General features: G+C 62.1%; 17 protein-coding genes. 13 read left to right on the top strand and 4 right to left on the bottom strand.

The genetic code is table 11. From position 1 onward, the window contains the following. The first annotated feature begins 42 nt into the window (after positions 1 to 42). The gene (locus tag BACI9J_RS21455; protein ID WP_201296638.1) at positions 43 to 852 is read left to right on the top strand and encodes an HAD family hydrolase; all 810 of its coding nucleotides are present in this window, start codon (positions 43 to 45) and stop codon (positions 850 to 852) included. On the opposite strand, the gene BACI9J_RS21450 is transcribed toward BACI9J_RS21455, so the two are convergent. Together BACI9J_RS21450 and BACI9J_RS21445 are read right to left on the bottom strand one after the other, a co-directional pair. Continuing rightward, positions 849 to 1,778 (bottom strand): methyltransferase family protein, encoded by a 930-nt coding sequence (locus BACI9J_RS21450; RefSeq protein WP_159736150.1) that lies wholly within the window; start codon positions 1,776 to 1,778, stop codon positions 849 to 851. The genes BACI9J_RS21455 and BACI9J_RS21450 overlap by 4 nt on opposite strands. Next, a complete protein-coding gene (locus tag BACI9J_RS21445; protein WP_159736149.1) occupies positions 1,775 to 2,641 on the bottom strand; it encodes an SDR family oxidoreductase in 867 nt (288 codons plus the stop codon). Before BACI9J_RS21445 ends, BACI9J_RS21450 begins: the two co-directional genes overlap by 4 nt. A 138-nt stretch (positions 2,642 to 2,779) precedes the next feature. Here BACI9J_RS21445 and BACI9J_RS21440 point away from each other — a divergent pair, with 138 nt between their 5' ends. The 8 genes from BACI9J_RS21440 (at position 2,780) to BACI9J_RS21405 (ending at position 8,397) form a co-directional block, all read left to right on the top strand. Beyond that, the gene (locus BACI9J_RS21440) at positions 2,780 to 3,052 is read left to right on the top strand and encodes a hypothetical protein (protein WP_159736148.1); all 273 of its coding nucleotides are present in this window, start codon (positions 2,780 to 2,782) and stop codon (positions 3,050 to 3,052) included. Positions 3,053 to 3,065: 13 nt separating this feature from the next. After that, a complete protein-coding gene (locus BACI9J_RS21435) occupies positions 3,066 to 3,863 on the top strand; it encodes a glycerophosphodiester phosphodiesterase (protein WP_159736147.1) in 798 nt (265 codons plus the stop codon). Between the two features lie 192 nt (positions 3,864 to 4,055). Beyond that, positions 4,056 to 4,334, top strand: a complete 279-nt coding sequence (locus BACI9J_RS21430) for a hypothetical protein (protein WP_159736146.1) — start codon at positions 4,056 to 4,058, stop codon at positions 4,332 to 4,334. A gap of 5 nt (positions 4,335 to 4,339) precedes the next feature. Further along, complete coding sequence (locus tag BACI9J_RS21425) at positions 4,340 to 4,708, top strand: flavodoxin family protein (protein WP_159736145.1); 369 nt, start codon at positions 4,340 to 4,342, stop codon at positions 4,706 to 4,708. Positions 4,709 to 4,763: 55 nt separating this feature from the next. Then, the gene (locus tag BACI9J_RS21420; protein WP_159736144.1) at positions 4,764 to 4,982 is read left to right on the top strand and encodes a hypothetical protein; all 219 of its coding nucleotides are present in this window, start codon (positions 4,764 to 4,766) and stop codon (positions 4,980 to 4,982) included. Next, the gene (locus tag BACI9J_RS21415) at positions 4,975 to 6,114 is read left to right on the top strand and encodes a baeRF2 domain-containing protein (protein WP_159736143.1); all 1,140 of its coding nucleotides are present in this window, start codon (positions 4,975 to 4,977) and stop codon (positions 6,112 to 6,114) included. Before BACI9J_RS21420 ends, BACI9J_RS21415 begins: the two co-directional genes overlap by 8 nt. 85 nt (positions 6,115 to 6,199) lie before the next feature. Beyond that, positions 6,200 to 7,162, top strand: coding sequence for a D-2-hydroxyacid dehydrogenase family protein (locus BACI9J_RS21410; protein WP_236558808.1), 963 nt, complete (start codon positions 6,200 to 6,202; stop codon positions 7,160 to 7,162). Between the two features lie 92 nt (positions 7,163 to 7,254). After that, positions 7,255 to 8,397, top strand: a complete 1,143-nt coding sequence (locus BACI9J_RS21405) for a glycerate kinase (RefSeq protein ID WP_159736141.1) — start codon at positions 7,255 to 7,257, stop codon at positions 8,395 to 8,397. Here the strand turns inward: BACI9J_RS21405 and BACI9J_RS21400 are convergent, their stop codons facing one another. Beyond that, positions 8,398 to 8,658: a DUF2630 family protein gene (locus BACI9J_RS21400; RefSeq protein WP_159736140.1), complete on the bottom strand. Its 261-nt coding sequence runs from the start codon at positions 8,656 to 8,658 to the stop codon at positions 8,398 to 8,400. Between the two features lie 91 nt (positions 8,659 to 8,749). Here BACI9J_RS21400 and BACI9J_RS21395 point away from each other — a divergent pair, with 91 nt between their 5' ends. Beyond that, a complete protein-coding gene (locus BACI9J_RS21395) occupies positions 8,750 to 9,193 on the top strand; it encodes a YdeI/OmpD-associated family protein (protein WP_159736139.1) in 444 nt (147 codons plus the stop codon). Positions 9,194 to 9,197: 4 nt separating this feature from the next. Here the strand turns inward: BACI9J_RS21395 and BACI9J_RS21390 are convergent, their stop codons facing one another. After that, positions 9,198 to 9,941 carry an MBL fold metallo-hydrolase gene (locus tag BACI9J_RS21390; RefSeq protein WP_159736138.1) on the bottom strand — a complete coding sequence of 248 codons (744 nt, stop codon included), beginning with the start codon at positions 9,939 to 9,941 and terminating at the stop codon, positions 9,198 to 9,200. 171 nt (positions 9,942 to 10,112) lie between these two features. On the opposite strand from BACI9J_RS21390, the gene BACI9J_RS21385 reads away from it, so the two are divergent. From BACI9J_RS21385 to BACI9J_RS21375, 3 genes are all read left to right on the top strand, one after another. Then, positions 10,113 to 10,691, top strand: a complete 579-nt coding sequence (locus tag BACI9J_RS21385) for a recombinase family protein (protein ID WP_159736137.1) — start codon at positions 10,113 to 10,115, stop codon at positions 10,689 to 10,691. 612 nt (positions 10,692 to 11,303) lie between these two features. Next, on the top strand, positions 11,304 to 12,092 hold the full coding sequence (locus tag BACI9J_RS21380; RefSeq protein WP_159736136.1) for a hypothetical protein: 789 nt from the start codon (positions 11,304 to 11,306) through the stop codon (positions 12,090 to 12,092). Positions 12,093 to 12,405: 313 nt separating this feature from the next. Continuing rightward, a complete protein-coding gene (locus BACI9J_RS21375; protein WP_159736135.1) occupies positions 12,406 to 12,735 on the top strand; it encodes a hypothetical protein in 330 nt (109 codons plus the stop codon). Positions 12,736 to 12,823 lie beyond the last annotated feature (88 nt).

Below are 12,823 nucleotides of genomic sequence, written 5' to 3'. Positions count from 1 at the left end.
CGCGCGACCTTATGGGCCATTACGCCCACGTAGACTGGCATGATGCGGCTCGTAGCAAGCGATATTGACGGCACCATCCTCGGTCACGACGGCAAAATCAGTGACCGGACCATCAAGGCATTCCAGGCGTGCCGGGACGCAGGGGTGGAACTCGTCTTCGTTACGGGTCGCCCGCCGCGGTGGTTGTACCCGCTCCAGGACCAGCTGGGTCATAGCGGAATCGTGATTTGTTCCAACGGCGCCGTGGTGTGGGATCTCGAATCGGAGAAGGCCCTTTCCTCGTGTGTCCTGGATACAGAATCGGTCTTTGAAGCGCGCCGCATCATCAAATCCATCCGACCGGATGCCCTGTTCGCTGTTGAGACTCTCACGGGTTTCCAGCTTGAGCCGGGCTTCATCGAGAACGAAACCAGCGAGTTGCTCGCCGAATTCACCCCCGCACCGTTGGCCGAGACGCTCACGGCGGATGACGCCATCGTGAAGTTCCTGGCGATCACCCGGAAGGGTACGCCGGACGAGTTCCTGGCCGAAGTGCAGCCGGCGGTGGCCCATCTGGTGAGCACCACTCACTCAGCGCCGCGGACGGCGATGCTGGAAATGTCCGTCCCCGGCATCAACAAGGCCGTCACTTTGGCCAAGTACGCCGAATCGCTGGGGATCGAGGCCGCTGACGTTGTGGCGTTCGGGGACATGCCCAACGATATTGAAATGCTCCGTTGGGCCGGTCACGGCTATGCCATGGCCAGCGGCCACCCGGAAGCAATCCTCGCCGCCGGGCAGCAGGCGCCGCACTTTGACGACGACGGCGTGGCCCAGATTCTCGAGGCAAAGCTCACTGAGCAGCGGGTCTAGTTTCTTCGGAGGCGGGGAATCCAGCAGCGCACTGAGTGGCGGTATCGCTGGAACTCGGCGCCAAACCGGCGTTCCAGGTCAGCTTCTTCGTGTGGCCGGACGGCGTAATTCCACAGGAGTGAACCAACAACCGCGTAGGCCACCACAAGCCACGAACCCAGCATCAGTCCCACGGCTGCTCCTTGGGAAATGCCTGCCACTGCCATGGGATTCCGAACCCACTTGTACGGGCCGGCGATGACCAGGCGGTTGGGCATGGCGGAAGGCAAGGGGGTGCCACCTCCGGTGGAGGACATGGTCACCGCGGAAGCAATGCCGAGGGCACTGGCCAGAACCAGCAGCATCAGGCCGGTGGGCGCTGCGGCTGCGGGGAACGGCAGGGCAAGCAGCCACCGCTGCTCAAGCCACCAAATAGCTGATGGAAGAATCAGCAGAAAGAATCCCCAGAAGAAGAGCAACTGGCCCATGGTTGCCGTTACGTTGGCTGCAGTGCCGCGGCGGGTGGATGCAGGACGGAACGCGAACGGTCCTTGCACGATCAACTCCGTCGGGACGCGGCCCCGCACCACAAAGGACAGGGCGATGACTGAGCAAGCGGCGGCGGCAAGCATGATCAGGACGCCCCACCCTGCCTCGGTAGTGATGGTGGCGTAGGTGGCCAGGGCGATCGCAACCAGCACAGTCCACCCGGTAGCCACGGCAGCTGCGGCCCTGACGCCGAGGGCGGCGACACCCGAGCCGATGACAAACAAAGGAATGTCGAAGGCTGCTACGGCGACAGGATCCAGGCTGCCCAGAGTGGCAGTGCGAATGGCCGGTGACAGGAAGACTCCCACCCACCACGCCAGCCCGGCCATGGCTTGTACAGCGAAGTAGATCCGGCCCCACCCTTGTGCCCGCGATGTGGAAGGAGCCTGAGGATTCACGGGTGCCGCACGCCCTCGCCGGCCAGCAAAGCGCGGTAGCCCTCCTTGAACGTGGGGAAGGTGAGCTCAAATCCGGTGGCTCTTAACCGTGCATTCGAACAGCGCTTATCCCCGGGGCCGGCGTCGGACGCTCCGCCAGGTTCCGCCGTCGGGGGTTCCGGGAAGTTCATCTCTGAGGCGAGGAACCGCATGACGTCACCCATTTCCGCCGCGTAGTTATCCACGCCCACGTACACGTGATCCGGCGCCGCCTCCAGGGTGGTGAGGTGGACGATCATGGCCGCGGCGTCGTCCCGGTGCACGCGGTTGGTGTGGCGGGGTTGGGCAGGGATAACGGCTTTTCCAGTCCGCACCTGGTCGATCAAACGGGTGCGTCCAGGCCCGTAGATTCCGCCCAGGCGCAGCGAAATGGGCTGCGTCTTTGTTCCACGGGTGCGGCTGAACAACAGGTTTTCGGCTTCCACCAGGACTTTGCCGCTGAAGCGCGTGGGCTCCGTGGGGGTGGACTCGTCCACCACAGCTCCACCGGAGTCCTTATACACAGCCGTGGAGGAGACGAAGAGGGTGCGCCGCGGCTGGATGGATTGCCGGTCCAAGGCATCCAGCACGTTCTTTACGCCATTCACATACGCTGCCCCGTAAGCCTCTTCGGTGGAGGTATCGGCGGCGATGGCCACCACAACTATGTCCACGTCCTCAGGCAGTTCCGGCACTCTGAGGGAGAGGTCCGCGAAGACGCCCCTGATTTCGGCCGGCAGTTTCTCCGGGGACCGCCGCAAGCCCACCACCTCATGGCCCGCGGCCGCGAAGCGCAGTCCAACTTCGGTTCCAAGGTCGCCGCAGCCGGCAATCAACACAGTCATGCCCCTAGTTTGTCAGGTACCTCAATGTCACCTTGTTCCCAGCCTCCATACAACCTGCGTTCAACTTTGCTCCGTAGGCTTCCAGCCAAGAACCCGTTCGCACGGTTATCTGTCTCATTGAATTTTGTAGGGGGAACCATGGCTAAGCGTCGGATCAACAACGTCAACACCGCGCCTTTGCGGCGCATCGAACCGGATCACCACTGGCGCTCGCTTCGCCAGGGCGACCGCGTCAACGTCTCACTGACTCCTGGCTTTGAGTCGGCAGGCGTTGTGGACGCCGTTACCGGCGACGCCACGGCGGTTTGGGTGGAGCTCGACGACGGCCGCGGCCGGACGCTGGTTCACGTCAGTGACGGCGTGACTATTGTCCCGCAATCCACGACGGCGGTCCTCCCGCAGGAGAGCTAACCGCACCTTTGCGATGGGCTACGCTACGGGAGTGACGCTGCCCTATTTCCTTCGCAAGGACGGTTCTGTGGGTCCTTTGGCCTTGGCCCACAGGGGTTTCTCCCTGGATGGCCTGGAGAATTCCATGGCCGCCTTCACGGCGGCAGTGGACCTGGGAACCGTGCACCTTGAAACCGACGTGCACACCACCTCCGATGGTGTTCTGCTGGTGTTTCATGACTCTTCCTTGGACCGAGTGACAGACTCCGTGGGCAAGGTTTCGGAGCTGACGGCCGCTGAAGTTGCCCGCGCCCGTATCGGCGGGGTGGAGCCGGTGCCCACCTTTGACGAGCTGGTCACCGCGTTGCCGCATGCCCGGCTGAACCTGGACGTCAAGGACTGGAACTCCGTTGGCCCCATGGCAACTGCTATTGAGAAGCACGGCGTCCATAACCGGGTTTTGGTGACCAGCTTCTCGGACAGGCGGCGCCGCGCGGTCCTCGCCAGGCTGTCCCGCCGGGTGGCCTCCTCCGCAGGCAGTGCACTCACGGGGCTCTTCGTTCTGCTTGGGCCGGCGCTTCCGGTTCCTTTGGCGCGCAAGCTGCTCTCCGGCGTCGACGTCTTTCAGGTTCCTGTCCGCTACGGGCGGTTGCCTGTGGTGACGCCCGGCTTTGTTCGGCGCGCACACCGGCTGGGCAGGCAGGTTCATGTGTGGACCATCAATGATCCGGTGGAGATGGAGCGGCTGTTGGAGCTCGGTGTGGACGGGATCGTGTCCGATCGGCTCGACCTCCTCAAGGAAGTCCTGGTGCGTCGGGGTGAGTGGGTCTAGTAACCCCGCGCCGAGTTGGCACTTAATGCCAATCCCGGGCCCGCGGATTGGCATTAAATGGCATCTCGGCGAAAGGAATTACTCAGTACCCTTTCTATTTAAGTCGGATCGGCGCTAGGGTCGAAGTGTCCGTACTCTTCGTCGGCAGCATGACGCTCTCTGCGCCGGCACGGGAAGAAAGGAAGCTGAAAAATGGCTTCGGAATCGCAGACCACCACGGATCACGACGAAATCCGCAAATGGGTGGAAAGCAACGACGGTAAGCCGGCCAGCGTCAAGAAGACCGGCGACAAGAACGATGTAGGCATCCTTCGTATCGACTTTCCGGGAGGTGCCGGCGAGGACTCCCTGGACCACATCAGTTGGGATGAATGGTTCGAGAAGTTTGAGGACAGCAAGCTCGCATTCCTGTACCAAGCGAAGAAAGCCAGCGGCGAGGACAGCACATTCTTTAAGCTGGTCAGCCGCTGACAGCCATGCGTGCCCTTGTACTGAACTGCACCCTGAAATCCTCTCCGACGCCGTCCAATACAGACGTCCTGGCCAACGTCGTTATTGAGGCACTTCGGGAGAAGGGCGTGGACGTCGAAGTGATCCGGGCCGTGGATCATCGCATTCCGCCCGGAGTCGAAACTGACCTGGGGGAAGGTGATGAATGGCCCAAAATCTATGATTTGCTCATGGCTTCCTGGACGTATTGGAACATGGGCCCCGGGCCGGGTCCGTCCTACACGGAAACCGACCATGGCCACGAGTGGTCCGAGTCCACGGGCAAAACCATGGCGGCCAATTTGTTCGCAGCGGCCACCGCCCTTCAGGCAAACCCGCTGCCCCCGGCCGGGTAGCTCCCGGCCAACTCTGCAACACGTGTGAATGAACTAGTTCGAAAAGGAGATTGCCGTGGCTGAGCGAGGAAACACCAAGCACAACCAGGAACTTGACGACCAGATGGAACACGAAGTCCAGGGCATGGTGCGGGGAACCAAGCCCGCCCATGTTGAAGAAGCGCGTGAAACCGAACCCTTCCCGGACGAAACCGATCCGGAGGAGGTCAGGGACGCCCTGAACCCCAATACCGGCAAGGGAGAAGCAGGTGGGGGAGGGGGATCCAATGAGTGAGCAGCTTGCCAAATACTCCGGAATCTACCGCAAGCCAGGTCCATGGTGCGTGGCCTACGTGGACGCCAGCGCCGGCACCGTGGATGGTCTGGAGAACGCCGATGTGCAGCCGGACAACGTACGGAACGCCCTCGCCGGATTGGGTGCTTCCGAGGACGACCTTGAGGCCGTTCATGGAGCCATCCAGCCGGCAAAGGGTGAGCCCGCACCCGTGAGCCGTTTCGTTCTGGTTGCCCGGGGGGAGGTGGTGATTGACGAGGTCCTGCCCGGTGCGCTGGTAGGGCCGGAGATGATCTCCAGGGACGAGATTCCCAACCTTCTGCCGCTGCTGAAACACCATCCGAGCGGTTTTGCGTACGTGGTGGTGGAGGTCAGCCGTGACGAAGGCGAAATCCGCCTTTACAAAGCCGGCGCACCGGCCGTTGAAGAAAGCCAGCACATTCAGGGCGACGATGACTCCCTTAAGAAGGTGCCGGTAGGTGGATGGTCGCAAGGCCGCTATCAGCGGCACACGGAAGAAGTCTGGCGCCGCAACGCCGATCAAGTGGCCGAGGAAGTCAGCAGGATTGTGCGGGAGCGCCACGCCAAGCTCGTGATTCTTGCGGGAGACATCCGGGCGCGGCAGTTGGTGGCCGACCAGCTCTCCGAAGAGAGCAAAGCGGTCCTGTCCACCGTTGATTTCCATACCCTGGCAGCAGGATCGGACAGGGAAAAGTTCGAGGACGAGATCAACTCACTTGTCGCACAGCAGTGGGCCGAGGAACAGCAGCAACTCATGGACCGTCTTGCAGAACAGGAAGGGCAGGCCAACCCGCTCTCGGCCACCGGGATCGGAGCGGTTGTTCACGCACTCCAGCAGGCCCAGGTTGACGTGTTGATTCTCGACGACGGTTCCCTCGCCGGGCACAACTTGCTCGCATTGAGCGCCGAGCCATGGGTGGCCAGCTCCGAGGGCGAGTCGCTGGGTGCGGATGTTGTGGCGAAGGTGTCTGCTCCAGCGGCGCTTCTTCGTGCTGCCGCGCTGACCGATGCGCGTGTCCAGTTGGTTCCATCGGGCGCGCTGCCCGAGGGCGTCAACGTGGCTGCGTTGCTGCGTTGGCCAACCGGTCCCGAGGTGCCGGCGGGAACATAAGCACCTTTTGGCAACAGGGGCCGAGGCGCAAGTGCCTCGGCCCTTTTGCTGGATGGCAACGGGGGGACGTGGAAGGATAAATAGCGTGACCCGATTCCGTTTAGCCATCCTTGATGATTATCAGCAAGTCTCCGGCGATTATGCCCCTTGGGATTCATTGCTCGACGACGGCGTGAAGGTCAGCGTCTTCAGCTCACCTTTCCGCTCGGAAGAGCAAGCCGTGGCCGCCTTGGCACCGTTCGACATCATTGTGGCGATGCGCGAGCGAACCCGTTTTCCACAGGACGTCCTGGAGGCGTTGCCCAACCTGAAGCTGCTGGTGACCACTGGCATGGCGAATGCTGCGATCGATCTTGAAGCGGCGGCCGAACGCGGGATCGAGGTGTGTGGAACGGCGGGGTCACCCGCTGCGGCGCCCGAACTGACGTGGGCCCTGCTGCTCGCCTTTGCGCGCAATCTGTCTGTGGAGGAGAACTCGCTGCGGGCTGGTAACTGGCAGGCCGGCGTCGGGTTTGAACTTGAAGGCAAGACCCTGGGAATTGTTGGCTTGGGCAAAATCGGCAAGCGAATGGCGGGGTATGCCAAGGCGTTCGGAATGGACGTTCTCGCGTGGAGCCAGAACCTCACGGAGGAAACCGCGGCGACTGTCGGCGCCCGCAAGGTAAGCAAAGAGGAACTCTTCAGCGAGTCCGACGTCGTGACCCTCCACCTGCGGTTGTCCGAAAGGACCGAGGGAATCGTCGGCTCGGAGGAACTGCGACTCCTGGGTCCGGACGGGGTGTTGATCAACACTGCCCGTGGGCCGTTGGTGGATGAGGCGGCGCTGATCCGGGCTCTGGAAGAGGGGTGGATCCGCGGCGCCGCCCTGGATGTCTTCGACGAAGAACCCCTCCCGGCCGGGCATGCGCTGCTGCATTCGCCGAGGACCGTCCTTTCCCCGCACATCGGCTACGTAACGCATGAGAGCTACAGGCAGTTTTACGGCGGCGCGTTCGAAGATGTGAAGGCGTGGCTTGGAGGGGAACCGCTGCGGGTGATCGGCGGGTAGGTCCTGGAGCACTTGCGGCTTGGGACCGCATGTAAGCGCCAAGGTTACGCGGTTGGCAAGCGCTTTCCGAGTGAAGCTGGCAAGATGGACCCATGCGTATCCTCATCGCCCCGGACAAGTTCAAGGGATCCCTTACCGCCGCCGAAGCCGCCTCAGCCATGGCCGAAGGTGCCCTGCGTGTCTACCCGGACGCCGTAACCACCCAATTCCCAATAGCTGACGGCGGCGAAGGCACCTTGGACGCAGCAATTGCCGCGGGCTACGAGGAGCGGAACAACGCAGTTGTGGGGCCCATCCTCAAGCCTGTCGGAGCTTCGTGGGCCATCCGCAAGGACGCTTTCGGCGGGGCAACCGCAGTCATTGAGACCGCCATGGCCTCGGGCCTGGCGCACATGGAGCCGACACCGGAGAATTCGCTGCGCGCGCACAGCTATGGCTGCGGACAACTCGTCGCGGCGGCCCTCGACGCCGGAGCCACCGAGATCGTGCTTGGCCTTGGCGGTTCTGCCATGTCCGACGCCGGTAGCGGAGCCTTGCGTGCCTTGGGGCTCAAACCCCTTGATGCAGCAGGAAACATGGTGCCCCTCGGCGGAGGTTCCTTGGCCGACGTCGTGGCCTTGGATGTCTCCGAGCTGGATCCCCGGCTGTCCGCCGTGAAGTTCAGGATCGCCGTCGACGTTCAGAACCCGCTGTACGGACCCGAAGGTGCCGCGCATGTTTTCGGCGCCCAGAAGGGCGCTGATGAGGACGCCGTTGAGAAGCTCGACGCCGGTCTTCGCAACTGGGCATCGCTCCTTCGGGAGGCTTCGGGCCGGGACGTCAACATTCCGGGAGCTGGAGCAGCAGGCGGGTTCCCGGCGTCGTTCCTGGCATTTACTGACTCCGCACTGGAGGGCGGATTCGCGCTGGTAGCCGGGTTGACCGGGCTCGCGAAGCACTTGGGCGAGGCGGATCTGGTGATTACCGGTGAAGGTTCCATGGACGAGCAGTCGCTCACGGGTAAGGCGCCCATTGCGTTGGCCGATGCCGCGAGCGTGCACGGCATCCCGGTCATCGCAGTGGCTGGACGCATCACCGTGACGCCTGAAGACCTGGCCAAGCACGGCATTGTTGCTGCTGCCCAGTTGCTGGACGTCGCCCAGCGCAAGGACGGCATCCCGGACGTGGCCGATGCCGTGGCCAACGCAGCCAAATACCTCGCGTGGGCCACCAGTCAGGTGCTCGAGGGAGCCTAGTTACTGCCGGTAGCCCTCCACTTCGCTGATGGGGCGCGGCTCGGCTTCGTCAGGGTTCTCGCCGGCGTCTTTCTTGGCGCGACGCTGGCGTAGCAGGTCCCAGCACTGGTCCAGCTGGGCTTCGAGCTGAGCCAAGCGGGCACGACTGCCATCGCCGTCCAAGTCGTCCTCGCTTCCGCCACCTACTGACGCGGTGTCGCGGAGGCGATGCTCTTCCTCAACCAGAGACTGAATTCGCTCCAAAAGGTCCTGCTCGTCCATGTTCTCTCTCCTTGCTTCATGCGGGGCGTTACGTTGAACCTAGTCCTGCTGACCGGGTGCGTCTACGGGCGACCGGCGGCATACTTGGGACATGAAATTTACAACGACCATCGTGGGCGAGGGCAACAAGGCCGGCATTGAGGTTCCTGACGAGATTGTTCAGGAACTCGGGGCAGGTAAGCGACCGCCAGTGGTAGTGACCATCAACGGGCAGAGTTACCGAAGCAGCATCGCCGTGATGGGCGGGAAGTACATGGTGGGTGTCAGCTCGGCCAACCGGGAACTGACCGGGGCCGCGGCCGGGGACACCGTGGAGGTGGGGCTTGAAGTGGATACCCAGCCACGCGTTGTGGAAGTGCCCCATGATCTTGTGGCTGCACTGGACGCCGAGCCCGACGCTAAGGCTTTCTACGGAACGCTCAATTACAGCGCCCAGCGGCGTTATGTGGAACCGATCGCCGATGCGAAGACGCCCGAGACCCGCACGCGACGCATTGCCAAGGTGATCTCCGACTTGAAAGCCGGCAAGAAATAGCACTTTAGGCTGGCCCGTTCGCCCGAGCGATGGAAACGGCTTCCTCAATGCCCCTGGTCCACGGCTCGCCATGGCCGGGGAGAACAAGGCCGGCCCGCGTCTGCGCCAGCTGCTTGAGCGAGGCGAGGTTGAGCGCACTGTCAGCCGTTGCGGCGCCGGCCACAATTCTGGGGCCCGTGCGTTGCGTGTACGGATCCATGGTGACCAGCGCATCCCCGCTGAAGAGGATCCCGCGCTCGCGAAGAAAAAGTCCGCAATGGCCGCTGGTATGGCCGGGGGAGAAGATGATCTCCGGGCTGCCCGGCACGGGTAGCGCACCGGTTCCGGGGAAGTGACGGAGGTCGCTGAGCCCCTTGACGTTGAGCGCGCCAGCCTTGGTCATGCTGGCCATTACCGGCAGTCCCCGCGGATGGGTCAGGGCAAAGATGAATCGGGAGCGTTCATGCCGGTAGCGGTAGGGGTGGTTGGCAATGAAGGAATCCTCGGCATGCACCCACACGGGAATACTCAATTCCTGGTGAAGACGCTTGGCGAGTCCCAGATGGTCGAAATGTGCGTGGGTCAGCACCAGGGCGCGAATATCCTGGAGGGAGTGGCCTAAGGTTCTGAGCGACTGATCCAGCGGTGTCCACATGGCCGGTAGGCCGGAATCGATCAGCGTGAGGCCGTCGCGGCCCTCCACCACATAGAAATTCACGTAGGCGTCCGAGAAGCGATGGACACCGTCTGCCACCTGGGTCAGTGCCATGGCTGCTCCGCTCTCTGGTCTCGTCAGATAAGTGCCGGTGCAATCACTACCATAAGCTTGCTTAGTATTTCGGGGCAAGGTTCTGGTGGGTACTCGAACTGGTAGCGACTTCAGCTGTCGACTTCGTCGGCCATCTCATCCATGGATCCTTTGATAAGACCCGGAGAAGTGATGGCTCGCCTTGGATACGTCCGTGTCAGCCTGGCTGACCAAAACACTGATTTGCAGATCCGGGAACTGGAAGCAGCTGGGTGCGAGCGGATCTATAAGGACCAGGGGATCAGCGGGACCCGGGTAAGCCGCCCGGAACTGGACCGGATGCTGGACCGTCTCGGCGCAGGGGATGAAGTCGTGGTGTGGAAGCTGGACCGGTTGGGACGCAACACCCGCCACTTGCTCGAGCTCTTGGATGATTTCAAGGTGCGAGGCATCAAGTTCCGGTCCCTGCGGGATGGCATCGCCACTGACCCGGCCAGCGAGGTCGGGGGAGCGATGGCCCAGGCGATGGTTACCATCATTTCCGCTTTCGCCCAGCGTGAACGAGACCAGCTTTCCGAGCGCACCAAGGCTGGCATGGCTGCTGCAGCCGCTAACGGACGTAAAGCAGGCCGCCGGGAAGTCACGACAGACCACGAGAAGGTCAAGAGGGCACATGAACTGAAAGCTCGCGGTCTCAAGCCGACGGACATCGGAAAGATCATCGGAGCCAGCCGCGCCACCGTCTACCGATACCTCGGCATGGAATCCTGAGCCATAGAGGCAACTGTCCCGGAAGTTGTCTTGGAGTCTGCTGCTCACGGCAAATGATTTGGGACAACATCTGGGACGGAAATATTACGCGCAGGTCGGGCTGCGGATGGCAGAGCCAGTCGCCACCGGATAGTGACCATCCACGGGGGCGTCTCGGTTCTAAGGAAATGGCACATCCGACTGCACCGCCAATATCGGGTGACGTGCCTGTCTTGTAACTGACGATGATCACCGATCTCGAAACACTTAGTTGCGAGGCATAGTTGCAAGACCCGCCGGGGTTCAGAATGGCAAGCTGCGCAGGGGAGCAGGGCTACATCAGTGAGACGTCTCTTATCCCAAGGGTTACGAGACGTGAGCTACCGCCAGGTCTCATTGGCTGGTTAGACTCGGGCGGTGAAAGCTGCCGCAATTTTGGCGTTTCCTCACCGCTGCTTCAGGGCGCTCCTGTCATTGCGGGGGTTGCATGAGTCGAAACTCATTTCATTCCAACTCTCATTGTCACGGGTTCTCTACCGGAGGAGACTGAGGCGACGGCATCCCATCTCGGACCGCCTGCGAGGCCACCCGGCTGCGGGGCCTCACAGTAGCTTGTAGTGGCCTGGTGGATCAATGAGTTCTATGACACCCATCGAAAAGGCCGCTCAGCGGTCACGCCATCTCTTGCCCTTGCTGGCTATCGCACTGATTGGATGTCTCGGCGGGTGCGAGTATGAGTCCGACGACGCATCCCTGCCGTCTGCCAGTTCTCCGATGACGGAGGCTCGCACGGTCCCACCGCTGCCTGAGAGTCGCGACCCTCGCACGGTCCCGCCGCTGCCGAAGAGTGGCGATATCGACGCCGGCACATATCTAGTCCCCGTCGACGGCTACAAGGAGCCTTTCGAGATCACCGTTCCAGGCGGCTGGTCTGCTCTCGACGGCAACAGCCTGGGCAAGGATGACCCGGATCACCCGGCTGAATGGGCCGTCCGCCTGACCCTTGGGTCCGCGTTCTATGTGTCGATGGACGCATGCCACTGGAGGGGTGCCCTTGCCGATGTCGGTCCTGCGGACTGGGCCTTCACTAGGGCTATGGCGGCGCAATCGTCAACGGCAAGCACTCCTCCTGTCAAGATCATGGTGGGCGATTACCCCGGCTTCGAGTTCGACCACTCCGTCGAGGGCGACGTGGACATCCCGGCCTGCGACAGCGGCAAGTTCTGCATCCACTCAGAAATGATGTACCACTGCACACACTGGTACTCGACTCAGAATGAACACGAGACCTACCGGGTGGTCGACTTGGAGGGCCGGCGGGCTGTCGTTGCATTGGGCTATATCGACGAATCGATCAATCCGGAGCTGATAAGGGAGGCGCGCGCCGTTTTAGACTCGATCGTGTTCAGGTCCTTCAAGTGACCAGCTGATCCGATAGGCGATCCCGCCCGCGGTCTCCGACTCCTTCTTTGAACTCACCGGGGTGTCTCATAGCCTCTGTGTCTCGAAAAGCTGGGGTTTCGAGGCGAGTTGAGCGGGCGCCGGAGGAGGTTGCCTGCTGGCCAGCTCTAGCCCTGGGTGAGTGATCCGAGGCGACACGGAGCGACGCAAGAACAGCGCCATTTATCGCCAACATTCACATTCTCGCGTCTCCTGACCGATGGGGGAGTGTCCCGCTAATGGTGTCCCACTTCTAAGGAAATGGGACGGTAAGCATCTGGACCATACTCAAGAAGTGGACATACGAAGTGAAGTGCTGCTTATTTGGGGCCGCTCCGGCGTAGAAAAGAGTTCGATAGCGTTCGAGCTCCATGCCCAACAACTCGTCGCGGCTATGGGTGATGAACCTAGGGTTGTAGCCGTGCTTTTGACCGCTACCGTTGAGACTGCTCAGGCAAGATTAGGCCGCCGCAGCGCGGGGACCGATGTTCTCGAGCACATCAAGCGCAGTAATGCCAGAGCTCGCGAACTTGATGCGCTGACGCCTGAGTGGGTGCACCGGCTAGTCACGGATGGCCGCAGCGTCATTGATGCTGCCACACAACTGCGGTCAATTATCGGATAGTCCGCTGGCCGCCTCGCCGAGTAGAGGCGCCCCCTGGTGATCCCGGACCTAGTTGAACTGAGTGTCCGTCTGTCGTCCTGAACGGCTG

It is taken from the genome of Arthrobacter sp. 9V, assembly GCF_902506065.1.
GTDB lineage: Bacteria > Actinomycetota > Actinomycetes > Actinomycetales > Micrococcaceae > Arthrobacter.
The sequence above is the reverse complement of the archived record's forward strand: the minus strand, read 5'-3'. Positions and strand labels throughout refer to the sequence as shown.